We start from the raw sequence: 20,253 nt of genomic DNA on the forward strand, positions 1-20,253 counted from the left end.
AATGTGCCGGATAAAAAACCAGCACTTTGTCAATAATCTGAAAGGCCACCCTTTTGGGTGGCCTTTTTGCATTTAGAGAAAAAACTAACTTTGTTTTCCAACTGTTTTCCATGTCTATAGGCTGATAAACTACTTATTAAATAGCTATTGAGTATTGAGTAAATGCTTTCTCTTAAAGAGTTTAATACTTTTGGGTTATCAGCCCATGCTAAATGTTTAGATATAGCTGAATCTGCTGAATCTTTATTAGCTTTATGGCAGAAAGCTAAAAGCCAAAAACAACCTGTACTGCTGCTTGGCGGGGGTAGTAATGTCTTATTTACTGACGATTTTGAAGGAACTGTGATTCTGAACAGAATCATGGGGATTCAATACCAGGAAACTGATGAATCATGGCGTCTACATGTAGGAGCGGGAGAAAATTGGCACGAATTAGTCTGTTATTCTCTTAAAAATCAGATTCATGGATTAGAGAATCTGGCATTAATTCCAGGTTGTGCTGGTGCGGCACCGATTCAAAATATTGGCGCTTATGGTATTGAATTTAGAGATGTATGTGATTACGTAGATGTCCTGAATCTGGAAACTGGAGAACAAACGCGACTCAGTGTTGATGAATGTCAGTTTGGGTATCGGGATAGTGTTTTCAAGCATAAATATCAAGAAAGTTATTTTATTATCGCTGTAGGCTTACTGTTGAAGAAGAATTGGCAGCCGATGTTGAGCTATGGTGATTTGACTAGGTTGTCGAGAAGTAGTGTAACTCCTCAGCAGATTTTTGATTCAGTATGTACAATGCGCGCCAGTAAATTACCTAATCCTGCAATAACAGGAAACGCAGGTAGTTTCTTTAAAAATCCAATTGTCAGTGCGGAAGTTGCGGTAAAAATTAAAGAAAGTTACCCTGATAGCCCCCAGTATTCTCATGCTAGTGGGATGTTCAAATTAGCGGCAGGTTGGCTCATTGAACGGTGTAATTTAAAAGGTTATCGCATCGGTGGTGCATCTGTGCATCTCAGACAAGCTCTAGTATTGATAAATCAGGGAAATGCGACAGGTAAGGATGTAATCGCATTGGCTGCCTATATTCGCCAGCAAGTGATAAGTAAGTTTGGTGTATTACTTGAACCTGAGGTGCGTTTTATTGGTTCGAAAGGCGAAATTGATGCTGTGGAATGTATTTCATGAAAGATATAACTGTACCATTACAATTGATTAAAATTTTGTCTGATGGTGAAGTCCATTCTGGTCAACAATTGGGGCAAGATTTAGGGATGAGTAGGGCTGGAATTAATAAGCATATACAGACAATTCGTGAATGGGGAATTGAACTGGAAACTGCTCCTGGTAAAGGTTATAGCTTCGTGGCACCTATGCAGCTGCTTGATGAATACACTATTTTGCAATATTTACCCCAGGATCGTATAGCTGTTTTGCCTGTTATTGATTCGACTAATCAGTATCTACTTGAACGTTTATCTGAGTTAAAGTCAGGGGATGCCTGTGTTGCAGAATACCAGTATGCTGGTAGAGGGAGGCGTGGACGGAAATGGATTTCGCCCTTTGGTAAGAATCTTTATTTATCTATGTACTGGCGTCTTGAACAAGGACCTGCTGCTGCAATCGGATTGAGTCTGGTTGTCGGTATTGTTATTGCTGAAGTATTGCATCGGTTTGGTGCTGATAGAATTAGGGTAAAATGGCCTAATGATTTATATCTTGATGACAAGAAGTTAGCAGGAATTTTAGTCGAATTAATGGGAAAAACTGGTGATGCTGCTCAGGTTGTGATCGGTGCAGGTATAAATATTGCGATGGATCATAAGGACGAAGAATCTATTAATCAGCAATGGGTTAATTTGCAGCAGGCTGGAATTGAAATTGATCGTAATAAATTGGCTGCAGAAATAATACTTGATCTGAGGAAAGCTCTGATGCAGTTTGAAAATGAAGGTTTGTCTTCATTTATTTCCCGGTGGTTTGAGCTAGATAATTTTATAGATAGACCAGTAAAATTAATTATTGGTAGTCAGGAAGTTTATGGCATAGTCAGAGGTATTAATCAGCAAGGTGCTTTGTTGCTCGATCAGAATGGTGTCATAACTCCATATATCGGTGGTGAGATTTCCTTGAGAGGTTGTTAAGAACAACCGGAAGAGAGATATCTTCCGGGTTCGGAAACTATTTTTACTTACGTAACCTTACGCTTTCAATAGTGTGATTAGTGCCTTTTATCATGATTAGGCTTGCTCGTTCTCGCGTTGGTAGAATATTTTGTTGCAAGTTTAAGCCATTGATCTCTTGCCAGATATCAGATGCAATGTTTATGGCCTCTTCTTCTGATAACTTGGAATAACTGTGGAAATAAGAATCTGGATCTGAAAAGGCACCCTGACGAAATTTTAGGAACCGACTGATATACCAACTTTGGAGTAATTTTTCTGGTGCGTCGACGTAGATAGAGAAGTCGACAAAATCAGAGACAAATACATGGTGTGGGTCATGGGGATAATCCATACCGCTTTGTAATACATTCAGACCTTCCAGAATCAAAATATCTGGTTGTTCAATGAACTTTTGTTCATTTGGTACGATATCATAGGTAAGATGAGAGTAAACTGGTGCAGATACTTGTTCGGACCCTGATTTAATATCAGATACAAATTTCACTAGGCTATGCATATCATATGATTGTGGGAATCCTTTCTTTTTCATCAATCCACGTTCATTTAGCACGCTGTTAGAATGTAGAAAGCCATCTGTAGTAATTAATTCTACACTTCTGTGTTCAGGCCAACGACTCAGCAGTGCTTGCAATAGACGTGCAGTAGTACTTTTGCCAACAGCAACACTGCCAGCAATGCCTATGACATAAGGGACCTTTTGTCCATCAGTGCCTAGAAATTGTTCGAGCACTGCTTGGCGACGTAAATTTGAGCTGATATAAAAATTAAGCAAACGAGATAAAGGAAGGTAAATCTCAATAACTTCTTCTAAAGAAATTTCTTCATTGATCCCTTTTAAATCAATTAGTTCTTCTTTTGTTAATGTCAGTGGAACTGAATCACGTAAAGTTGCCCATTGTTCACGATTGAATTGCAAATATGGAGTAGCCAAAAAAGGTTCTTTTTTATTCATAAACCAACATCTGCCTGTTTGTGCAGGTTGGACAGGTTGTAATAAACAACCTGTACCCGACAAAAAATAAATCGCATCATATCGACTGAGGAGCGACAGGCGTAGGCTTTTTTGTATTTTTGGCGATTTTTTTTGATAAGAAATGCAGAATTGTAAAAAATTGAGTTGTTTTACTTACTGCTAGCTTAGGTTATTTGTTTAATGATGGAAATTTAACTGACGGCAAATGAAGTAATTTATCGAGTTTTATAATAAGTTCCACAGATAGTTATAGATAATTTTTTGTTTGTTATTTGATCTGAATCTATTGAAAAAAGCAGCTGATCAGATGAATATGAGTATTTTATGACCGAATGATCAGGTTGAGGCAATTTTTTTGTTGCATAGAGTGTTCACACTGCCTAGAATGCGCAGCACTTGATGCCGGCATAGCTCAGTTGGTAGAGCAACTGACTTGTAATCAGTAGGTCCCGAGTTCGACTCTTGGTGCCGGCACCATTAAAAATTTGGATAGGGTGGGGTTCCCGAGCGGCCAAAGGGAGCAGACTGTAAATCTGCCGTCACAGACTTCGAAGGTTCGAATCCTTCCCCCACCACCAAACAATCAGATTTAGTCTTGAGTGTTCTGCTCGAGTAGTTACTCCAAGCGAAGCATATTGAGATACAATGTACAGCTGATTAAAGTCAGGTAGCCGAGTTCAATGCGGGCATCGTATAATGGCTATTACCTCAGCCTTCCAAGCTGATGATGCGGGTTCGATTCCCGCTGCCCGCTCCAAGATGTGCTGATATAGCTCAGTTGGTAGAGCACACCCTTGGTAAGGGTGAGGTCGGCAGTTCGAATCTGCCTATCAGCACCATTCCCTTATGTCCTTGTCTCCTGGTTTTCTTCCTGTAAGCAATATTCAACAAGCAGAATAGCTTGGTTGATGTGGTGAAACCACCGATTCCGTATCTTAGAGGCATCTAATGTCTAAGAAAGTTTGAACGTAAAAAACCGCACGTTAACGTTGGTACTATCGGCCACGTTGACCATGGTAAAACTACCCTGACTGCTGCCATCACTACTGTACTGGCTAAAACCTATGGTGGTAACGCTCGTGCATTCGACCAGATCGATAACGCGCCAGAAGAAAAAGCGCGTGGTATCACCATCTCTACTTCTCTCGTANAATATGATACGCCTAGTNNTCACTATGCACACGTTGACTGCCCAGGCCACGCCGACTACGTGAAAAACATGATCACCGNTGCTGCTCAGATGGACGGCGCGATCCTGGTAGTTGCAGCAACTGACGGCCCAATGCCACAGACTCNNGAGCACNTNCTGTTAGGNCGNCAGGTAGGCNTTCCTTACNTCNTCNTGTTCCTGAACAAATGTGACATGGTAGACNACNAAGAGNTGCTGGAACTGGTTGAGATGGAAGTGCGTGAGCTGCTGTCTCAGTATGATTTCCCAGGCGACGACACGCCAGTAATCCGTGGTTCTGCTCTGAAAGCACTGGAAGGTGATGCAGAGTGGGAAGCCAAAATCATCGAACTGGCAGAAGCCCTGGATAGCTACATTCCAGAGCCAGAGCGTGCTATGACCAGCCATTCCTGCTGCCAATGGAAGACGTATTCTCTATTTCAGGCCGTGGTACTGTAGTGACCGGTCGTGTAGAGCGCGGTATCGTTAAAGTGGGTGATGAAGTTGAAATAGTGGGTATCAAAGACACCGCGACAACAACTTGTACCGGCGTAGAAATGTTCCGCAAACCGTTGTACGAAGACCGTGCAGGCGAGAACGTGGGTGTTGTGCTGCGAGGGACTAAACGTGACGAAATAGAACGTGGTCAGGTATTGGCAAAACCAGGTTCAATTAAGCCACACACCACTTTCGAATCAGAAGTTTATATTCTGAGCAAAGACGAAGGCGGCCGTCATACTCCGTTCTTCAAAGGCTACCGCCCACAGTTCTACTTCCGTACAACTGACGTGACCGGGACTATCGAACTGCCAGAAGGCGTAGAAATGGTGATGCCAGGTGATAACATTCAGATGATCGTTACCCTGATTGCACCAATCGCGATGGACCAGGGTCTGCGCTTCGCAATCCGTGAAGGTGGCCGTACAGTAGGTGCTGGTGTTGTTGCTAAAGTCATTGCGTAATAGCTGATCGTATATTGAGTCCTAGAACAAGCTGAACTCGGGTAGCTAGAGAGACACCTAGTGTACTACATCAGGTGTCTGTCGGTTGATGTCTTTAAATATATCCTTTCCTTGAATTGCCTACATGAATCATCTTGGAGTATTTCTTCTAATCTCTGGTTTTTGACTGTGACAGTTCATAGTTTGTCCTTGGGTATTATCTGCTTGTTTTACCAAGATACTCAGGGTACATCTGTACTTATCACCCATTCGTCATTAAATATGTCAACGTTTGTTCTTATGCTAAGTCCGTTCTCATACAACTAAACAGGTGAGTCCGGCAATATCGTAAACAGATGATCCCTCTCTTTCCTTCCAACTATCAACTCTAGAGCAAGTTGTTGGTGTAGGAAATAGTGTAGTTGCTGTGTCTTTAATATGTGGTTGGTTTAGCTAAATTTTATGTAGGATGGAATGAGTTTAATAAAGCTACCAGTAGTGATAAAAGTCTTATCCATCAGAATATTATGCGGATGAGTGAAGCATTTCAACCTGATGAAGGTGAAAGGAAATTTGGAAGAGCGGGATCAGAGAATTAAAATACGAATGATTATTGAAATGATACTCATTATTATTTAATATAAGCTATAATATGTACCAGAGAGTGCTATTTATGTATGTTTGCCTATCTAATACGGTGAGTGACAAGACAATACGCCCGCGGTGCGTCAGCATCATTTCACTCTATCAGAGAACTAAAACGAATGTGCCTGTGGGCCGTGATTGTGGTAAATGCATACGCCAAGCCAGAGAGCTAATTAATGAGGAAATTGCACAACTGCCTAAGATAGATAACGTTGCTTGATAAAAAATAAGGTAAGTTTACTACTACTCTGCTGAATAAGTACTACACTTTAGGTACTGGAAGCGGAGGATTAGGCTATGAAAGGTGATAAAAAAATAATTGCTCATTTGAACAAACTTCTTGGAAATGAGCTTGTTGCAATTAATCAGTATTTTCTGCACGCCCGGATGTTCAAAAACTGGGGCCTTACCCGTCTTAATGATAAGGAATATCATGAATCTATCGATGAAATGAAACATGCTGATAGGTACATTGAACGTATCCTTTTTCTTGAGGGAATTCCTAATTTGCAGGATTTAGGAAAACTTAACATCGGAGAAGATATTGAAGAAATGCTCAAATCCGATTTGCAACTCGAATTACAAGGAGCTAAAGATTTGAGAGAAGCTATCGCTTATGCTGATTCGATTCATGATTATGTTAGTCGTGATTTGATGATCGATATCTTAGATGAAGAAGAAGGACACATTGATTGGCTGGAAACTCAGTTTGAACTAATTGAACGCATGGGGATTCAAAATTATACCCAGGCACAGATCCTTGAAGGAGAATAGTCCTGGAATATGCCCTATCTACTAAAGCTAGGGCATCTTAATTTTACACCCATTTATTCTACTCCGAACAGATTTTCATCTGTATCTTGCTTTGCTAATTGATTTGCGTATAATACGCGGGCTTACTTTGAGTAAGTCTGATTTTTTAGTCAGTAAATGTGCAGTGTTTTGTTTTTCTGCCATTTAAAAATACTCCCAATATGGGGGTTATATATTGAACGATTACACTCTCCCATCAATCGAAATGGGAACGAGTAGTGGTTATTTACGTTTATAAAATAGTTGGAGCTCTGGTCTCATGCAGAACCAAAGAATCCGTATCCGCCTGAAAGCATTTGATCATCGTTTGATCGATCAATCAACTGCGGAAATTGTCGAGACCGCTAAGCGCACTGGTGCGCAGGTTCGTGGTCCGATCCCGCTGCCGACTCGTAAAGAGCGTTTTACCGTTCTGATTTCTCCGCATGTTAATAAAGATGCGCGTGATCAGTACGAAATTCGCACTCATAAGCGTCTGGTTGACATCGTTGAGCCAACCGAGAAAACCGTTGATGCTCTGATGCGTCTGGATCTGGCTGCCGGTGTAGACGTGCAGATCAGCCTGGGTTAATCAGGTCATTGAACGATTGAGAGGTTGAAACAATGATTGGTTTAGTCGGTAAAAAAGTGGGTATGACTCGTATCTTCACTGAAGATGGAGTTTCAATCCCTGTAACTGTTATCGAAATTGAAGATAACCGTGTTACTCAGGTTAAAGATCTGGATAGCGACGGTTATCGTGCAATTCAGGTTACTACTGGTAGCAAAAAAGCTAACCGTGTAAACAAACCTGAAGCAGGTCATTTCGCTAAAGCTGGCGTTGAAGCTGGCCGTATCCTGCGTGAATTCCGTCTGTCTGAAGACGAAGAATATGCTGTAGGTCAAAGCATTAGCGTTGAAATTTTCGCTGACGTTAAGAAAGTCGACGTTACTGGTACATCTAAAGGTAAAGGTTTTGCTGGTACTGTTAAGCGCTGGAACTTCCGTACCCAAGATGCTAGCCACGGTAACTCTTTGTCTCACCGTGTTCCGGGTTCTATCGGTCAGAACCAAACTCCGGGCAAGGTATTTAAAGGCAAGAAAATGGCAGGCCAACTGGGTAATGAGCGTGTAACCGTTCAAAGCCTGGATGTAGTACGTGTTGACGCTGAGCGCAACCTGCTGCTGGTCAAAGGTGCTGTTCCAGGTGCAACTGGTGGCAACCTGATCGTAAAACCGGCTGTCAAGGCGTAACGTCGAGGAGATAGGAATGGAATTGGTAATGAAAGACGCGCAAGGCGCGCTGACTGTTTCCGAAACTACCTTCGGGCGTGATTTCAATGAAGCGCTTGTGCATCAAGTAGTTGTTGCTTACGCAGCTGGTGCACGTCAAGGTACTCGTGCTCAGAAAACCCGTGCTGAAGTTTCTGGTTCAGGTAAAAAACCATGGCGTCAGAAAGGCACTGGCCGTGCACGCTCTGGTTCTATTAAGAGTCCAATTTGGCGCTCTGGTGGTGTAACTTTCGCAGCTAAGCCACAGGACCACAGTCAAAAAGTTAATAAGAAAATGTACCGCGGTGCTCTGAAAAGCATCCTGTCTGAACTGGTACGTCAAGATCGTCTGATCGTTGTCGAGAGTTTTTCTGTAGAAGCCCCTAAAACTAAGCTTCTAGCTCAGAAACTGAAAGAAATGGCTCTGGAAGATGTGCTGATTATCACTGGTGAAGTTGATGAGAACTTGTTCTTAGCAGCTCGCAACCTGTACAAGGTTGACGTTCGTGATGCAGCTGGTATCGATCCAGTTAGTTTGATCGCCTTCGATAAAGTGGTTATGACTGCTGACGCTGTGAAGCAAGTTGAGGAGATGCTGGCATGATCCGTGAAGAACGTCTGCTGAAAGTACTGCGCGCGCCGCACGTATCTGAAAAAGCTTCTACAGCGATGGAAAAAAGCAATACCATCGTTCTCAAAGTTGCAAAAGACGCGACTAAAGCAGAAATTAAAGCTGCTGTGCAGAAATTGTTTGAAGTCGAAGTTGAAGGTGTTAACACTTTGCTGGTTAAAGGCAAAACTAAACGCCACGGTCAGCGTATTGGTCGTCGTAGCGACTGGAAAAAAGCTTATGTCACTCTGAAGGAAGGCCAGAATATGGACTTCATCGGTGGTGCAGAGTAAGTCGGAGGAGTAAAGAACAATGGCAATTGTTAAATGTAAACCTACGTCTCCGGGCCGTCGCCACGTTGTTAAAGTGGTTAACCCTGAGCTGCATAAGGGTAAGCCTTATGCTCCGTTGCTGGAAAAAAGCAGCAAAACCGGTGGTCGTAACAACAATGGCCGTATTACCACTCGTCACATCGGTGGTGGCCACAAACAGCACTATCGTTTGATTGACTTCAAGCGTAACAAAGATGGTATCCCTGCTGTAGTTGAGCGTTTGGAATATGATCCAAACCGTTCAGCAAACATCGCCCTGGTTCTGTATAAAGACGGTGAACGTCGTTATATTCTTGCGCCTAAAGGCCTGAAAGCTGGTGATCAGATCCAATCTGGTGCTGACGCAGCTATCAAAGCTGGTAATGCATTGCCAATGCGTAATATCCCGGTTGGTTCTACTGTACACAATGTAGAAATGAAGCCGGGTAAAGGCGGTCAGTTGGCTCGTTCCGCTGGTGCATATGTTCAGATCGTTGCTCGTGATGGTTCTTATGTAACCTTGCGTTTGCGCTCTGGTGAAATGCGTAAAGTTCTGTCTGACTGCCGCGCTACTTTAGGTGAAGTTGGTAACGCAGAACATATGCTACGCGTTCTGGGTAAAGCTGGTGCAAGTCGCTGGCGTGGCATTCGTCCTACCGTTCGTGGTACGGCGATGAACCCAGTAGATCACCCACATGGTGGTGGTGAAGGTCGTAACTTTGGTAAACATCCTGTAACTCCTTGGGGTGTGCAAACTAAAGGTAAGAAGACCCGTAGTAATAAACGTACTGATCAGTTCATTGTACGTCGCCGTACTAAAAAATAATTAGAGGATAAGCCATGCCACGTTCTCTCAAGAAAGGTCCATTTATTGACCTGCACTTGCTGAAGAAGGTAGAGAAAGCGGTGGAAAGCGGAGACAAAAAGCCTATTAAGACTTGGTCCCGTCGTTCAACGATCTTTCCTAACATGATCGGTTTGACCATCGCTGTCCATAATGGTCGTCAGCACGTACCAGTTTTTGTTTCCGACGAAATGGTTGGTCACAAACTAGGTGAATTTGCGCCGACTCGTACTTATCGCGGCCATGCGGCCGATAAAAAGGCTAAAAAGCGCTAAGGTAGGAGGAAGAGATGGAAACTATCGCTAAACATCGCCACGCTCGTTCTTCTGCTCAGAAGGTTCGCCTTGTAGCTGACCTGATTCGCGGTAAGAAAGTGTCGCAAGCTCTGGAAACTTTGACCTATACCAACAAGAAAGCTGCTGGTTTAGTGAAGAAGGTACTTGAGTCTGCTATTGCTAATGCAGAACACAACGATGGCGCTGACATTGATGATCTGAAAGTCACGAAGATTTTCGTAGACGAAGGCCCTACCATGAAGCGCATTATGCCTCGTGCGAAAGGTCGTGCAGATCGCATCCTGAAGCGCAGCAGCCACATTACTGTGGTTGTGTCCGATCGCTGAGACTCTGGAGACTAGCAATGGGTCAGAAAGTACATCCTAATGGTATTCGCCTGGGTATCGTCAAACCTTGGAACTCTACCTGGTATGCGAATACCAAAGAATTCGCTGACAACCTGGACAGCGATTTTAAAGTGCGCCAGTACTTGAACAAAGAACTGGCAAAAGCGTCTATTTCACGCATTGTTATTGAACGTCCTGCTAAAAGCATTCGTGTAACTATTCACACTGCTCGCCCAGGTATCGTAATCGGTAAGAAAGGTGAAGACGTAGAAAAACTGCGTAAAACTGTAGCGGAAATCGCTGGTGTGCCTGCGCAAATTAATATCTCTGAAGTGCGTAAGCCTGAGCTGGACGCTAAACTGGTTGCTGATAGTATCACTTCGCAGCTGGAACGTCGTGTTATGTTCCGCCGTGCTATGAAACGTGCAGTTCAGAACGCAATGCGTTTGGGCGCTAAAGGCATTAAAGTGGAAGTAAGTGGTCGTTTAGGCGGTGCTGAAATTGCGCGTACTGAATGGTATCGTGAAGGTCGTGTACCATTGCACACACTGCGTGCAGACATCGACTATAACACTTCAGAAGCGCACACCACTTATGGTGTACTCGGCGTTAAGGTATGGATCTTCAAAGGTGAGATCTTGGGTGGTATGGCTGCTGTTGAACAGGCGGAAAAACCGGCTGCGCAACCTAAAAAGCAGCAGCGTAAAGGCCGCAAGTAAGGAGAGTCGCTGATGTTACAACCAAAGCGTACGAAATTCCGTAAAGTGCATAAAGGCCGTAACCGTGGCCTAGCAGCAGGTGCGGATGTTAGCTTCGGCACTTTCGGTCTGAAAGCTGTGGGCCGTGGTCGTCTGACTGCACGTCAGATTGAAGCGGCACGTCGTGCTATGACCCGTGCAATTAAACGTCAAGGTAAAATCTGGATCCGTGTATTTCCAGACAAGCCGATCACTGAAAAGCCACTCGAAGTGCGTATGGGTAAAGGTAAAGGTAACGTAGAATATTGGGTTGCCTTAATCCAGCCCGGTAAAGTCCTTTATGAAATGGACGGTGTGCCTGAAGAGCTGGCTCGTGAAGCATTCAAGCTGGCAGCAGCGAAACTGCCTATCAAAACCACCTTTGTAACTAAGACGGTGATGTAATGAAAGCACAAGAGCTGCGCGAAAAAAGCGTTGAAGAGCTGAACACTGAGCTGCTGAACCTGTTGCGTGAACAATTTAACCTGCGTATGCAGGCAGCAAGTGGCCAGCTACAACAGTCTCATCTGTTGAAACAAGTGCGTCGTGATATCGCACGCGTTAAGACTTTACTGACTGAGAAGGCGGGTGCGTAATGACCGATAAAATCCGTACTCTGCAAGGTCGTGTTGTTAGTGACAAAATGGAAAAATCTATTGTTGTTGCTATTGAGCGTAAGGTGAAACATCCTCTGTATGGTAAATTCATCAAGCGTACGACTAAACTGCACGTACATGACGAGAACAATGAATGTGGAATCGGTGATGTAGTGGAGATCCGCGAAACCCGTCCATTGTCCAAAACTAAATCTTGGACTTTAGTTCGCGTTGTAGAGAAAGCGATTCTGTAAGCTGACTCGAATAGAGTAAACGGCTCAGATTATGGGCCGTTTATTTTTTCTATCCATATCTGAGATGTGGTGTTATAATGCCGCGCCCTCATGGTATGGGGTATTTGAACGGCCTCTTCATGATAATGAAGTGGGCTCAGTAGTAGTTGACATTTAGCGGAGCACTAAAATGATCCAAGAACAGACTATGCTGAACGTGGCCGACAACTCCGGTGCACGTCGCGTAATGTGTATCAAGGTTCTGGGTGGCTCGCACCGTCGCTACGCACATGTCGGCGACATCATTAAAATCACCATCAAGGAAGCAATTCCTCGCGGTAAAGTGAAAAAAGGTGATGTCCTGAAAGCGGTAGTGGTGCGCACCAAGAAGGGTGTTCGTCGCCCTGACGGTTCTGTCATTCGCTTCGATGGCAATGCTTGTGTGTTGTTAAACAACACGAGTGAGCAAGTTATCGGTACGCGTATTTTTGGGCCGGTAACTCGTGAGCTTCGTAATGAAAAGTTCATGAAAATTATCTCCCTGGCACCAGAAGTACTCTAAGGAGCGGACAATGGCAGCGAAAATCCGTCATGATGACGAAGTTATCGTGCTGACTGGCAAAGATAAAGGTAAGCGCGGTAAAGTAAAACAGGTTCTTTCTACTGGGAAAGTCATTGTTGAAGGCATTAACTTGGTTAAAAAACATCAGAAGCCTGTTCCGGCGCTGAACCAACCAGGTGGCATCGTTGAAAAAGAAGCTGCAATTCAAGTTTCAAACGTTGCAATCTTCAATGCGGCAACCAGCAAGGCTGACCGTGTAGGTTTTAGATTTGAAGACGGTAAAAAAGTTCGTTTCTTTAAATCTAATAGCGAAACTATCAAGTAATTTGGAGTAATACGATGGCGAAACTGCATGATTACTACAAAGACGAGGTAGTCCAAAAACTGATGGCTCAGTTTGACTACAATTCTGTCATGCAAGTCCCTCGGGTCGAGAAGATCACCCTGAACATGGGTGTTGGTGAAGCAATTGCTGATAAGAAACTGCTGGATAATGCAGCAGCGGATCTAACAGCAATCTCTGGTCAAAAACCATTGATCACCAAAGCACGCAAATCAGTTGCAGGCTTCAAAATCCGTCAGGGCTATCCAATCGGCTGTAAAGTAACCCTGCGTGGTGAACGCATGTGGGAGTTTCTTGAGCGCCTGATTTCTATTGCTGTACCTCGCATCCGTGATTTCCGTGGTTTGTCTGCGAAGTCATTTGATGGTCGTGGTAATTACAGCATGGGTGTACGTGAGCAAATCATCTTCCCTGAAATCGATTATGATAAAGTGGATCGTGTTCGTGGCTTAGATATTACTATCACCACAACTGCGAAATCTGATGATGAAGGCCGCGCACTGTTGGCTGCTTTTAACTTCCCGTTCCGCAAGTAAGGCAGGGTATTCATGGCTAAGCAATCAATGAAAGCACGTGATGTGAAACGTGTGAAATTAGCTGAAAAATTCTTCACTAAGCGTGTAGAACTGAAAGCTATCATTTCTGATGTGAATGCATCTGATGAAGAGCGTTGGAATGCTGTTCTTAAGCTGCAAACACTGCCACGTGATTCCAGCCCTTCTCGTCAGCGTAATCGCTGCCGTCAAACTGGGCGTCCGCATGGATTTTTGCGGAAGTTTGGGTTGAGCCGTATTAAAGTCCGTGAAGCCGCTATGCGCGGTGAAATTCCGGGCCTTAAGAAGGCTAGCTGGTAATTGTCACCAATTGAATCACGGGAGTAAAGACAGATGAGCATGCAAGATCCCATCGCGGATATGCTGACCCGTATCCGTAACGGTCAGGCCGCGAATAAAGTTGCGGTCACCATGCCTTCCTCCAAGCTGAAAGTGGCGATTGCCAAAGTGCTGAAGGAAGAAGGTTATATTGAAGATTTTAAAATTGAAGGCGACACCAAGCCAGAACTGGAATTAGTACTGAAGTACTTCCAGGGTAAGGCTGTCGTAGAAAGTATTCAGCGTGTAAGCCGTCCAAGTCTGCGCATCTATAAGAAAAAAGATGAGCTGCCACAAGTTATGGCTGGTTTAGGTATTGCTGTTGTTTCTACTTCTAAAGGTGTAATGACTGATCGTGCAGCTCGCCAAGCAGGTCTTGGTGGCGAGATTCTCTGCTACGTAGCTTAATTCGGGAGGAAAGAATGTCTCGTGTTGCAAAAGCACCCGTCGTCATTCCTGCCGGCGTAGAGGTAAAACTCAACGGTCAGGTTATTTCGATTAAGGGTAAAAACGGCGAGCTGAGTCGTACAATCCACAGCGCAGTTGAGGTTAATCATGCAGATAACCAACTAACCTTCGCTCCACGCGGTGGTTATGTTGATGGTTGGGCACAGGCGGGTACGACTCGTTCTTTGCTGAATGCCATGGTTATTGGTGTTACCGAAGGCTTCACTAAGAAGCTTCAACTGGTAGGTGTTGGTTATCGTGCAGCAGTCAAAGGCAATGTTGTTAACATGTCTCTGGGCTTCTCACATCCAGTTGACCACGAACTGCCAGTAGGCATTACTGCAGAATGTCCGTCACAAACTGAAATCGTACTGAAAGGTGCTGATAAGCAGGTAATCGGTCAGGTTGCGGCAGAACTGCGTGCCTATCGTCGTCCTGAGCCTTATAAAGGTAAGGGTGTTCGTTACGCCGACGAAGTCGTGCGTATCAAAGAGGCTAAGAAGAAGTAAGGTAACACTATGGATAAGAAAGCAGCTCGTATCCGTCGTGCGACCCGCGCACGCCGCAAGCTCCAGGAACTGGGTGCAACTCGCCTGGTGGTACATCGTACCCCACGCCATATTTATGCGCAGGTTATCGCACCAAACGGTTCTGAAACTTTGGTGGCAGCTTCTACTACAGAAAAAGCTATCAATGAGCAACTGAAATACACTGGAAATAAAGAAGCAGCAGCAGCAGTTGGTAAAGCAATTGCTGAACGCGCGCTGGAGAAAGGTATCAAAGATGTATCTTTTGACCGTTCTGGTTTCCAATATCATGGTCGAGTCCAGGCACTGGCAGATGCTGCCCGTGAAGCTGGCCTTCAGTTCTAAGGTAGAGGTGTAAGATGGCTCACATCGAAAAACAAGCTGGCGAACTGCAGGAAAAGCTGATCGCGGTAAACCGCGTATCTAAAACCGTAAAAGGTGGCCGGATTTTCAGCTTTACCGCACTGACTGTTGTAGGTGATGGTAATGGTCGCGTTGGTTTTGGCTACGGCAAAGCACGCGAAGTTCCGGCAGCAATCCAGAAAGCGATGGAAAAAGCCCGTCGCAATATGAAAACCGTCGCACTAAACAGCGGCACTCTGCATCACCCAGTGAAAGGTGCACACACCGGTTCCCGCGTGTTCATGCAACCTGCTCACGAAGGTACTGGTATCATCGCAGGCGGTGCTATGCGTGCTGTTTTGGAAGTGGCTGGTGTTCGTAACGTACTGGCTAAAACCTATGGTTCCACTAACCCTATCAATGTGGTTCGTGCAACTCTGGATGCTTTAGACAGCATGAAGTCTCCAGAAATGGTCGCAGCTAAGCGTGGTAAATCCGTCGAAGAAATTCTGGGGTAATGGCCATGGCTAAGACTATTAAAGTAACACAAATTCGTAGTTCAATCGGCCGCCTGCCTAAACATAAGGCAACTTTGGTTGGTTTAGGTCTGCGTCGTATCGGTCATACAGTAGAGCGCGAAGATACTCCTGCTATACGTGGTATGATTAACTTGGTTTCCTATATGGTTAAAGTTGAGGAGTAACAGATGCGCTTAAATACTCTGTCTCCGGCTGAAGGTGCCAAGCATGCGCCTAAACGTGTAGGTCGTGGTATTGGTTCTGGCTTGGGTAAAACTGGTGGCCGTGGTCACAAAGGTCAGAAATCTCGTTCTGGCGGTGGCGTACGTCGCGGTTTTGAAGGTGGTCAGATGCCTTTATATCGTCGTTTGCCAAAATTTGGTTTCACTTCACGTAAAGCAATGATTACAGCAGAAGTTCGTCTGTCTGACTTTGCCGCCGTTGAAGGCGATGTTATCGATCTGAATGCACTGAAAGCCGCTAACATCGTTGGCACTCAAATGGAATTCGCGAAAGTTATGCTTTCTGGCGAAATCAAACGCGCAGTAACTGTGCGTGGCCTTCGTGTTACTAAAGGCGCTCGTGCAGCAATTGAAGCTGCCGGCGGTAAAATTGAGGAATAAGTAACAGATGGCTAAACAACCAGGATTAGATTTTCAAAGCGCTAAAGGTGGACTGGGCGAACTGAAACGCAGACTGTTGTTTGTTATTGGAGCGCTGATTGTTTTCCGTATTGGTTCTTTTATTCCTATCCCTGGTATTGATGCCACTGTGCTTGCCAAATTGCTCGAACAGCAAAGGGGCACCATCATTGAAATGTTTAACATGTTCTCTGGTGGTGCTTTAAGTCGTGCTTCTATCTTTGCGCTGGGGATAATGCCGTATATTTCTGCGTCTATTATTATTCAGTTGCTAACGGTGGTTCACCCAACGTTGGCCGAGATTAAGAAGGAAGGAGAAGCTGGCCGTCGTAAGATTAGCCAGTATACTCGCTATGGTACTTTAGTGCTGGCTATATTCCAGTCAATCGGTATTGCTACTGGTTTGCCGAATATGCCAGGAATGCAAGGGCTGGTGATTAACCCAGGGTTTGCTTTCTACTTCACGGCTGTTGTGAGCCTAGTTACTGGGACTATGTTCCTGATGTGGTTGGGTGAACAGATTACTGAGCGTGGTATTGGAAACGGTATCTCTATCATAATCTTTGCTGGTATTGTTGCGGGTTTGCCGCCGGCCATCGGCCATACCATTGAGCAAGCTCGGCAAGGCGATCTGCACTTCCTCCTGTTGCTGTTGGTTGCAGTATTAGTGTTTGCAGTAACTTTCTTCGTTGTTTTCATGGAGCGTGGTCAACGACGTATCGTTGTTAACTATGCGAAACGTCAACAAGGTCGCCGAGTTTATGCTGCACAGAGCACACATTTACCGTTGAAAGTGAATATGGCTGGGGTTATCCCTGCGATTTTCGCTTCCAGCATTATTCTGTTCCCTGGTACCATAGCTTCTTGGTTTGGGGGTGGAACGGGTTGGAACTGGCTGACTACTATTTCAATGTACTTGCAGCCTGGTCAACCGCTTTATGTGTTACTCTACGCGTCTGCAATCATCTTCTTCTGTTTCTTTTATACAGCGTTGGTTTTTAACCCGAGAGAAACAGCAGATAACCTGAAGAAGTCCGGTGCATTTGTACCAGGAATTCGTCCGGGAGAGCAAACGGCCAAGTACATTGATAAGGTAATGACACGCCTGACTTTAGTTGGTGCGATGTATATCACTTTTATCTGCTTAATCCCGGAGTTCATGCGTGATGCGATGAAGGTACCATTTTATTTTGGTGGTACTTCGCTACTTATAGTAGTTGTGGTTATCATGGACTTTATGGCTCAAGTGCAAACTCTGATGATGTCAAGTCAGTATGAGTCTGCATTGAAGAAGGCAAACCTTAAAGGTTATAACCGCTGATTGGTTTGCTTGAGAAGTTACGGAGAGTAAAAATGAAAGTTCGTGCTTCCGTCAAGAAATTATGTCGCAACTGCAAAATCGTTAAGCGTAACGGTGTCGTTCGTGTGATTTGTAGTGCAGAGCCTAAGCATAAACAACGCCAAGGCTGATAAAATAGCATATTTTTCTTGCAAAGTCGGTTTGAGCTGGCTAAATTAGCCAGCCAATCTTTTTATATCACAGCAACATTGTTTGAGTATCCTGAAAACGGGCTTTTCAGAATAGTGTTGCCGTAAATAATTGTAGGAGTGCATAGTGGCCCGTATAGCAGGCATTAACATTCCTGATCAGAAGCATACCGTAATCGCTTTAACATCGATCTACGGAATCGGCAAAACTCGCTCCCAAGCCATTTGTGCTGCAGCGGGTATTGCTGAACATGTTAAGATCAGTGAGCTGTCTGAAGAGCAAATTGACAAGCTGCGTGACGAAGTTGCCAAATACGTTGTAGAAGGTGATCTGCGTCGTGAAGTAACCCTGAGCATCAAACGTCTGATGGATCTTGGTACTTATCGTGGTTTACGTCACCGTCGTGGTCTACCGGTTCGCGGTCAGCGTACTAAGACCAATGCACGTACCCGTAAGGGTCCACGTAAGCCGATCAAGAAATAATCGGGGTATTGTATAATGGCAAAAGCACCTATTCGTGCACGTAAGCGTGTAAGAAAGCAAGTCTCTGACGGTGTGGCTCATATCCATGCTTCTTTCAACAACACCATCGTGACCATTACTGATCGTCAAGGTAACGCTCTGGGTTGGGCAACTGCGGGTGGTTCCGGTTTCCGTGGTTCTCGTAAATCTACTCCGTTTGCGGCTCAGGTTGCAGCAGAGCGCTGTGCTGAAGCAGTGAAAGAATACGGAATTAAGAACCTGGAAGTTATGGTTAAAGGACCTGGTCCTGGCCGCGAGTCAACTATCCGAGCGTTAAATGCGGCAGGTTTCCGCATCACTAACATTACTGATGTGACTCCGATCCCTCATAACGGTTGTCGTCCACCTAAAAAACGTCGCGTTTAATAGCGTTTATTTTTTTAGGTTTGTTGGAGAAAGAAAATGGCAAGATATTTGGGTCCTAAGCTCAAGCTGAGCCGTCGCGAGGGTACAGACCTATTTCTGAAGTCTGGCGTTCGCGCGATTGACACCAAGTGTAAATTGGAACAACCACCTGGACAGCATGGCGCACGTAAACCGCGTCTGTCTGACTACGGTGTACAGTTACGTGAAAAACAAAAAGTTCGCCGTATTTATGGTGTTCTAGAACGTCAATTCCGTAATTATTATAAAGAAGCAACTCGCCTGAAAGGCAATACAGGTGAGAACCTGCTGAGTTTGCTGGAAGGTCGTCTGGACAACGTTGTTTACCGTATGGGTTTTGGCGCGACTCGTGCTGAATCACGCCAAATGGTAAGCCATAAGGCTATCATGGTAAATGGTCGCGTTGTTAACATCGCTTCTTATCAGGTATCCCCGAATGACGTAGTCAGCGTTCGCGAAAAATCGAAAAAGCAGTCTCGTATCAAGGCGGCTTTAGAGCTGGCTGAGCAGCGTGAGAAACCAACTTGGTTGGAGGTTGATGCTGCGAAGATGGAAGGTGTGTTCAAACGTACTCCAGAACGTACCGATCTGTCCGCTGACATCAACGAACACCTGATCGTCGAGCTTTACTCTAAGTAAAGCTTAGCACCAAAGAGAGGACACAATGCAGGGTTCTGTGACAGAGTTTCTAAAACCGCGCCTGGTTGATATCGAGCAAGTCAGTTCGACGCACGCCAAGGTGACCCTTGAGCCTTTAGAGCGTGGCTTTGGTCATACTCTAGGCAACGCACTGCGCCGTATTCTGCTTTCGTCTATGCCGGGTTGTGCGGTGACTGAGGTTGAGATTGATGGTGTACTGCATGAGTACAGCACCAAAGAAGGTGTACAGGAAGATATCCTGGAGATTCTCCTCAACCTGAAAGGGCTGGCGGTAAGAGTTCAGGGCAAAGATGAAGTTATTCTTACCTTGAATAAGTCTGGCATTGGCCCTGTGACTGCAGCCGACATTATCCATGACGGAGATGTCGAAATCGTCAAGCCGCAACATGTAATCTGCCACCTGACTGACGAAACTGCTTCTATAAGCATGCGCATTAAAGTTCAGCGTGGTCGGGGTTATGTGCCGGCTTCTGCCCGGATTCATTCGGAAGAAGATGAGCGCCCTATTGGTCGTTTGTTAGTAGACGCTTGTTATAGCCCAGTAGAGCGTATTGCCTACAATGTTGAAGCAGCGCGTGTAGAACAACGCACCGATTTGGACAAGTTGGTTATCGAGATGGAAACTAACGGTACAATCGATCCTGAAGAGGCGATTCGCCGTGCAGCTACTATTTTGGCTGAACAGCTGGAAGCTTTTGTTGATTTACGTGATGTACGTCAGCCAGAAGTAAAAGAGGAGAAGCCAGAGTTTGATCCGATCCTGCTGCGCCCTGTTGACGATCTGGAATTGACTGTCCGCTCTGCTAACTGTCTTAAGGCAGAAGCTATCCACTACATCGGTGATTTGGTACAGCGTACCGAGGTTGAGTTGCTTAAGACACCTAACCTGGGTAAAAAATCTCTTACGGAGATTAAAGACGTACTGGCTTCACGTGGCTTATCTCTAGGCATGCGCTTGGAAAACTGGCCACCAGCAAGTATTGCTGATGAATAACTAGATCACAGGTTAAGGTTTT

General features: G+C 44.9%; 32 protein-coding genes, 4 tRNA genes and 1 pseudogene. 36 read left to right on the plus strand and 1 reads right to left on the minus strand.

The window, feature by feature from the left end; genetic code table 11:
• Positions 1-162: 162 nt before the first annotated feature.
• Together murB and birA are read left to right on the plus strand one after the other, a co-directional pair.
• Positions 163-1,188, plus strand: a complete 1,026-nt coding sequence (gene murB, locus PTE_RS20895) for a UDP-N-acetylmuramate dehydrogenase (protein ID WP_036850347.1) — start codon at positions 163-165, stop codon at positions 1,186-1,188.
• Positions 1,185-2,144, plus strand: coding sequence for a bifunctional biotin--[acetyl-CoA-carboxylase] ligase/biotin operon repressor BirA (gene birA, locus PTE_RS20900; protein WP_036850350.1), 960 nt, complete (start codon positions 1,185-1,187; stop codon positions 2,142-2,144). Before murB ends, birA begins: the two co-directional genes overlap by 4 nt.
• Positions 2,145-2,187: 43 nt before the next feature.
• Here the strand turns inward: birA and coaA are convergent, their stop codons facing one another.
• The gene (gene coaA, locus PTE_RS20905) at positions 2,188-3,138 is read right to left on the minus strand and encodes a type I pantothenate kinase (protein ID WP_036850352.1); all 951 of its coding nucleotides are present in this window, start codon (positions 3,136-3,138) and stop codon (positions 2,188-2,190) included.
• A gap of 422 nt (positions 3,139-3,560) precedes the next feature.
• Here coaA and PTE_RS20910 point away from each other — a divergent pair.
• The 34 genes and pseudogenes from PTE_RS20910 (at position 3,561) to PTE_RS21065 (ending at position 20,231) form a co-directional block, all read left to right on the plus strand.
• Positions 3,561-3,636 (plus strand) — tRNA-Thr (locus PTE_RS20910).
• A gap of 16 nt (positions 3,637-3,652) precedes the next feature.
• Positions 3,653-3,737, plus strand: a tRNA-Tyr gene (locus PTE_RS20915).
• A 104-nt stretch (positions 3,738-3,841) separates the two neighbouring features.
• A tRNA-Gly gene (locus tag PTE_RS20920) sits at positions 3,842-3,916 on the plus strand.
• Between the two features lie 6 nt (positions 3,917-3,922).
• Positions 3,923-3,998 (plus strand) — tRNA-Thr (locus PTE_RS20925).
• A 158-nt stretch (positions 3,999-4,156) separates the two neighbouring features.
• Positions 4,157-5,289: pseudogene (gene tuf / locus PTE_RS20930) on the plus strand (elongation factor Tu).
• A gap of 652 nt (positions 5,290-5,941) precedes the next feature.
• Positions 5,942-6,133 carry a bacterioferritin-associated ferredoxin gene (bfd, locus tag PTE_RS24125; RefSeq protein ID WP_071993018.1) on the plus strand — a complete coding sequence of 64 codons (192 nt, stop codon included), beginning with the start codon at positions 5,942-5,944 and terminating at the stop codon, positions 6,131-6,133.
• Between the two features lie 77 nt (positions 6,134-6,210).
• Positions 6,211-6,687, plus strand: coding sequence for a bacterioferritin (gene bfr / locus PTE_RS20935; protein WP_036850355.1), 477 nt, complete (start codon positions 6,211-6,213; stop codon positions 6,685-6,687).
• A gap of 298 nt (positions 6,688-6,985) precedes the next feature.
• Entirely contained in the window at positions 6,986-7,297 is a 312-nt protein-coding gene (rpsJ, locus tag PTE_RS20940) for a 30S ribosomal protein S10 (RefSeq protein WP_001181005.1), read from the plus strand.
• A 32-nt stretch (positions 7,298-7,329) separates the two neighbouring features.
• The gene (rplC, locus tag PTE_RS20945) at positions 7,330-7,959 is read left to right on the plus strand and encodes a 50S ribosomal protein L3 (protein ID WP_036841116.1); all 630 of its coding nucleotides are present in this window, start codon (positions 7,330-7,332) and stop codon (positions 7,957-7,959) included.
• A gap of 16 nt (positions 7,960-7,975) precedes the next feature.
• Entirely contained in the window at positions 7,976-8,581 is a 606-nt protein-coding gene (gene rplD / locus PTE_RS20950; RefSeq protein ID WP_036850358.1) for a 50S ribosomal protein L4, read from the plus strand.
• Positions 8,578-8,880: a 50S ribosomal protein L23 gene (rplW, locus tag PTE_RS20955; RefSeq protein WP_021322796.1), complete on the plus strand. Its 303-nt coding sequence runs from the start codon at positions 8,578-8,580 to the stop codon at positions 8,878-8,880. The genes rplD and rplW overlap by 4 nt, the downstream gene beginning before the upstream one ends.
• Positions 8,881-8,899: 19 nt before the next feature.
• On the plus strand, positions 8,900-9,724 hold the full coding sequence (rplB, locus tag PTE_RS20960; protein ID WP_021322795.1) for a 50S ribosomal protein L2: 825 nt from the start codon (positions 8,900-8,902) through the stop codon (positions 9,722-9,724).
• Positions 9,725-9,738: 14 nt separating this feature from the next.
• Positions 9,739-10,017, plus strand: coding sequence for a 30S ribosomal protein S19 (gene rpsS, locus PTE_RS20965; protein WP_011148791.1), 279 nt, complete (start codon positions 9,739-9,741; stop codon positions 10,015-10,017).
• Between the two features lie 14 nt (positions 10,018-10,031).
• Positions 10,032-10,364, plus strand: a complete 333-nt coding sequence (gene rplV, locus PTE_RS20970; RefSeq protein ID WP_011148790.1) for a 50S ribosomal protein L22 — start codon at positions 10,032-10,034, stop codon at positions 10,362-10,364.
• Between the two features lie 17 nt (positions 10,365-10,381).
• Entirely contained in the window at positions 10,382-11,083 is a 702-nt protein-coding gene (gene rpsC / locus PTE_RS20975) for a 30S ribosomal protein S3 (protein WP_015836279.1), read from the plus strand.
• A gap of 12 nt (positions 11,084-11,095) precedes the next feature.
• The gene (gene rplP, locus PTE_RS20980; RefSeq protein ID WP_012990491.1) at positions 11,096-11,506 is read left to right on the plus strand and encodes a 50S ribosomal protein L16; all 411 of its coding nucleotides are present in this window, start codon (positions 11,096-11,098) and stop codon (positions 11,504-11,506) included.
• The gene (gene rpmC, locus PTE_RS20985; protein WP_021322794.1) at positions 11,506-11,697 is read left to right on the plus strand and encodes a 50S ribosomal protein L29; all 192 of its coding nucleotides are present in this window, start codon (positions 11,506-11,508) and stop codon (positions 11,695-11,697) included. Before rplP ends, rpmC begins: the two co-directional genes overlap by 1 nt.
• The gene (rpsQ, locus tag PTE_RS20990; RefSeq protein WP_011148786.1) at positions 11,697-11,951 is read left to right on the plus strand and encodes a 30S ribosomal protein S17; all 255 of its coding nucleotides are present in this window, start codon (positions 11,697-11,699) and stop codon (positions 11,949-11,951) included. Before rpmC ends, rpsQ begins: the two co-directional genes overlap by 1 nt.
• A gap of 169 nt (positions 11,952-12,120) precedes the next feature.
• Positions 12,121-12,492 carry a 50S ribosomal protein L14 gene (rplN, locus tag PTE_RS20995; RefSeq protein WP_015836277.1) on the plus strand — a complete coding sequence of 124 codons (372 nt, stop codon included), beginning with the start codon at positions 12,121-12,123 and terminating at the stop codon, positions 12,490-12,492.
• A gap of 10 nt (positions 12,493-12,502) precedes the next feature.
• Complete coding sequence (gene rplX, locus PTE_RS21000) at positions 12,503-12,817, plus strand: 50S ribosomal protein L24 (protein ID WP_036850361.1); 315 nt, start codon at positions 12,503-12,505, stop codon at positions 12,815-12,817.
• 14 nt (positions 12,818-12,831) lie between these two features.
• The gene (rplE, locus tag PTE_RS21005) at positions 12,832-13,371 is read left to right on the plus strand and encodes a 50S ribosomal protein L5 (protein WP_021322792.1); all 540 of its coding nucleotides are present in this window, start codon (positions 12,832-12,834) and stop codon (positions 13,369-13,371) included.
• 12 nt (positions 13,372-13,383) lie between these two features.
• Complete coding sequence (rpsN, locus tag PTE_RS21010; RefSeq protein WP_021322791.1) at positions 13,384-13,689, plus strand: 30S ribosomal protein S14; 306 nt, start codon at positions 13,384-13,386, stop codon at positions 13,687-13,689.
• 33 nt (positions 13,690-13,722) lie between these two features.
• The gene (rpsH, locus tag PTE_RS21015) at positions 13,723-14,115 is read left to right on the plus strand and encodes a 30S ribosomal protein S8 (protein ID WP_021322790.1); all 393 of its coding nucleotides are present in this window, start codon (positions 13,723-13,725) and stop codon (positions 14,113-14,115) included.
• Between the two features lie 14 nt (positions 14,116-14,129).
• A complete protein-coding gene (gene rplF / locus PTE_RS21020) occupies positions 14,130-14,663 on the plus strand; it encodes a 50S ribosomal protein L6 (RefSeq protein WP_036850365.1) in 534 nt (177 codons plus the stop codon).
• A 9-nt stretch (positions 14,664-14,672) separates the two neighbouring features.
• Positions 14,673-15,026 carry a 50S ribosomal protein L18 gene (gene rplR / locus PTE_RS21025; RefSeq protein WP_011148779.1) on the plus strand — a complete coding sequence of 118 codons (354 nt, stop codon included), beginning with the start codon at positions 14,673-14,675 and terminating at the stop codon, positions 15,024-15,026.
• A 14-nt stretch (positions 15,027-15,040) separates the two neighbouring features.
• Positions 15,041-15,541 (plus strand): 30S ribosomal protein S5, encoded by a 501-nt coding sequence (gene rpsE / locus PTE_RS21030; protein WP_015836271.1) that lies wholly within the window; start codon positions 15,041-15,043, stop codon positions 15,539-15,541.
• Between the two features lie 5 nt (positions 15,542-15,546).
• A complete protein-coding gene (rpmD, locus tag PTE_RS21035) occupies positions 15,547-15,726 on the plus strand; it encodes a 50S ribosomal protein L30 (protein WP_011148777.1) in 180 nt (59 codons plus the stop codon).
• A gap of 3 nt (positions 15,727-15,729) precedes the next feature.
• On the plus strand, positions 15,730-16,164 hold the full coding sequence (rplO, locus tag PTE_RS21040; RefSeq protein WP_036850368.1) for a 50S ribosomal protein L15: 435 nt from the start codon (positions 15,730-15,732) through the stop codon (positions 16,162-16,164).
• Between the two features lie 7 nt (positions 16,165-16,171).
• Positions 16,172-17,503: a preprotein translocase subunit SecY gene (secY, locus tag PTE_RS21045; RefSeq protein WP_011148775.1), complete on the plus strand. Its 1,332-nt coding sequence runs from the start codon at positions 16,172-16,174 to the stop codon at positions 17,501-17,503.
• Positions 17,504-17,535: 32 nt separating this feature from the next.
• A complete protein-coding gene (rpmJ, locus tag PTE_RS24130) occupies positions 17,536-17,652 on the plus strand; it encodes a 50S ribosomal protein L36 (protein WP_002227352.1) in 117 nt (38 codons plus the stop codon).
• Positions 17,653-17,797: 145 nt separating this feature from the next.
• The gene (gene rpsM, locus PTE_RS21050) at positions 17,798-18,154 is read left to right on the plus strand and encodes a 30S ribosomal protein S13 (protein ID WP_011148774.1); all 357 of its coding nucleotides are present in this window, start codon (positions 17,798-17,800) and stop codon (positions 18,152-18,154) included.
• A 15-nt stretch (positions 18,155-18,169) separates the two neighbouring features.
• Positions 18,170-18,559 (plus strand): 30S ribosomal protein S11, encoded by a 390-nt coding sequence (gene rpsK / locus PTE_RS21055; RefSeq protein ID WP_002919257.1) that lies wholly within the window; start codon positions 18,170-18,172, stop codon positions 18,557-18,559.
• A 36-nt stretch (positions 18,560-18,595) separates the two neighbouring features.
• A complete protein-coding gene (rpsD, locus tag PTE_RS21060; RefSeq protein ID WP_023043907.1) occupies positions 18,596-19,216 on the plus strand; it encodes a 30S ribosomal protein S4 in 621 nt (206 codons plus the stop codon).
• A gap of 25 nt (positions 19,217-19,241) precedes the next feature.
• Complete coding sequence (locus PTE_RS21065; protein ID WP_011148772.1) at positions 19,242-20,231, plus strand: DNA-directed RNA polymerase subunit alpha; 990 nt, start codon at positions 19,242-19,244, stop codon at positions 20,229-20,231.
• Positions 20,232-20,253: the final 22 nt, after the last annotated feature.

Source organism: Photorhabdus khanii NC19 (assembly GCF_000517265.1).
GTDB classification, from domain to species: domain Bacteria; phylum Pseudomonadota; class Gammaproteobacteria; order Enterobacterales; family Enterobacteriaceae; genus Photorhabdus; species Photorhabdus khanii.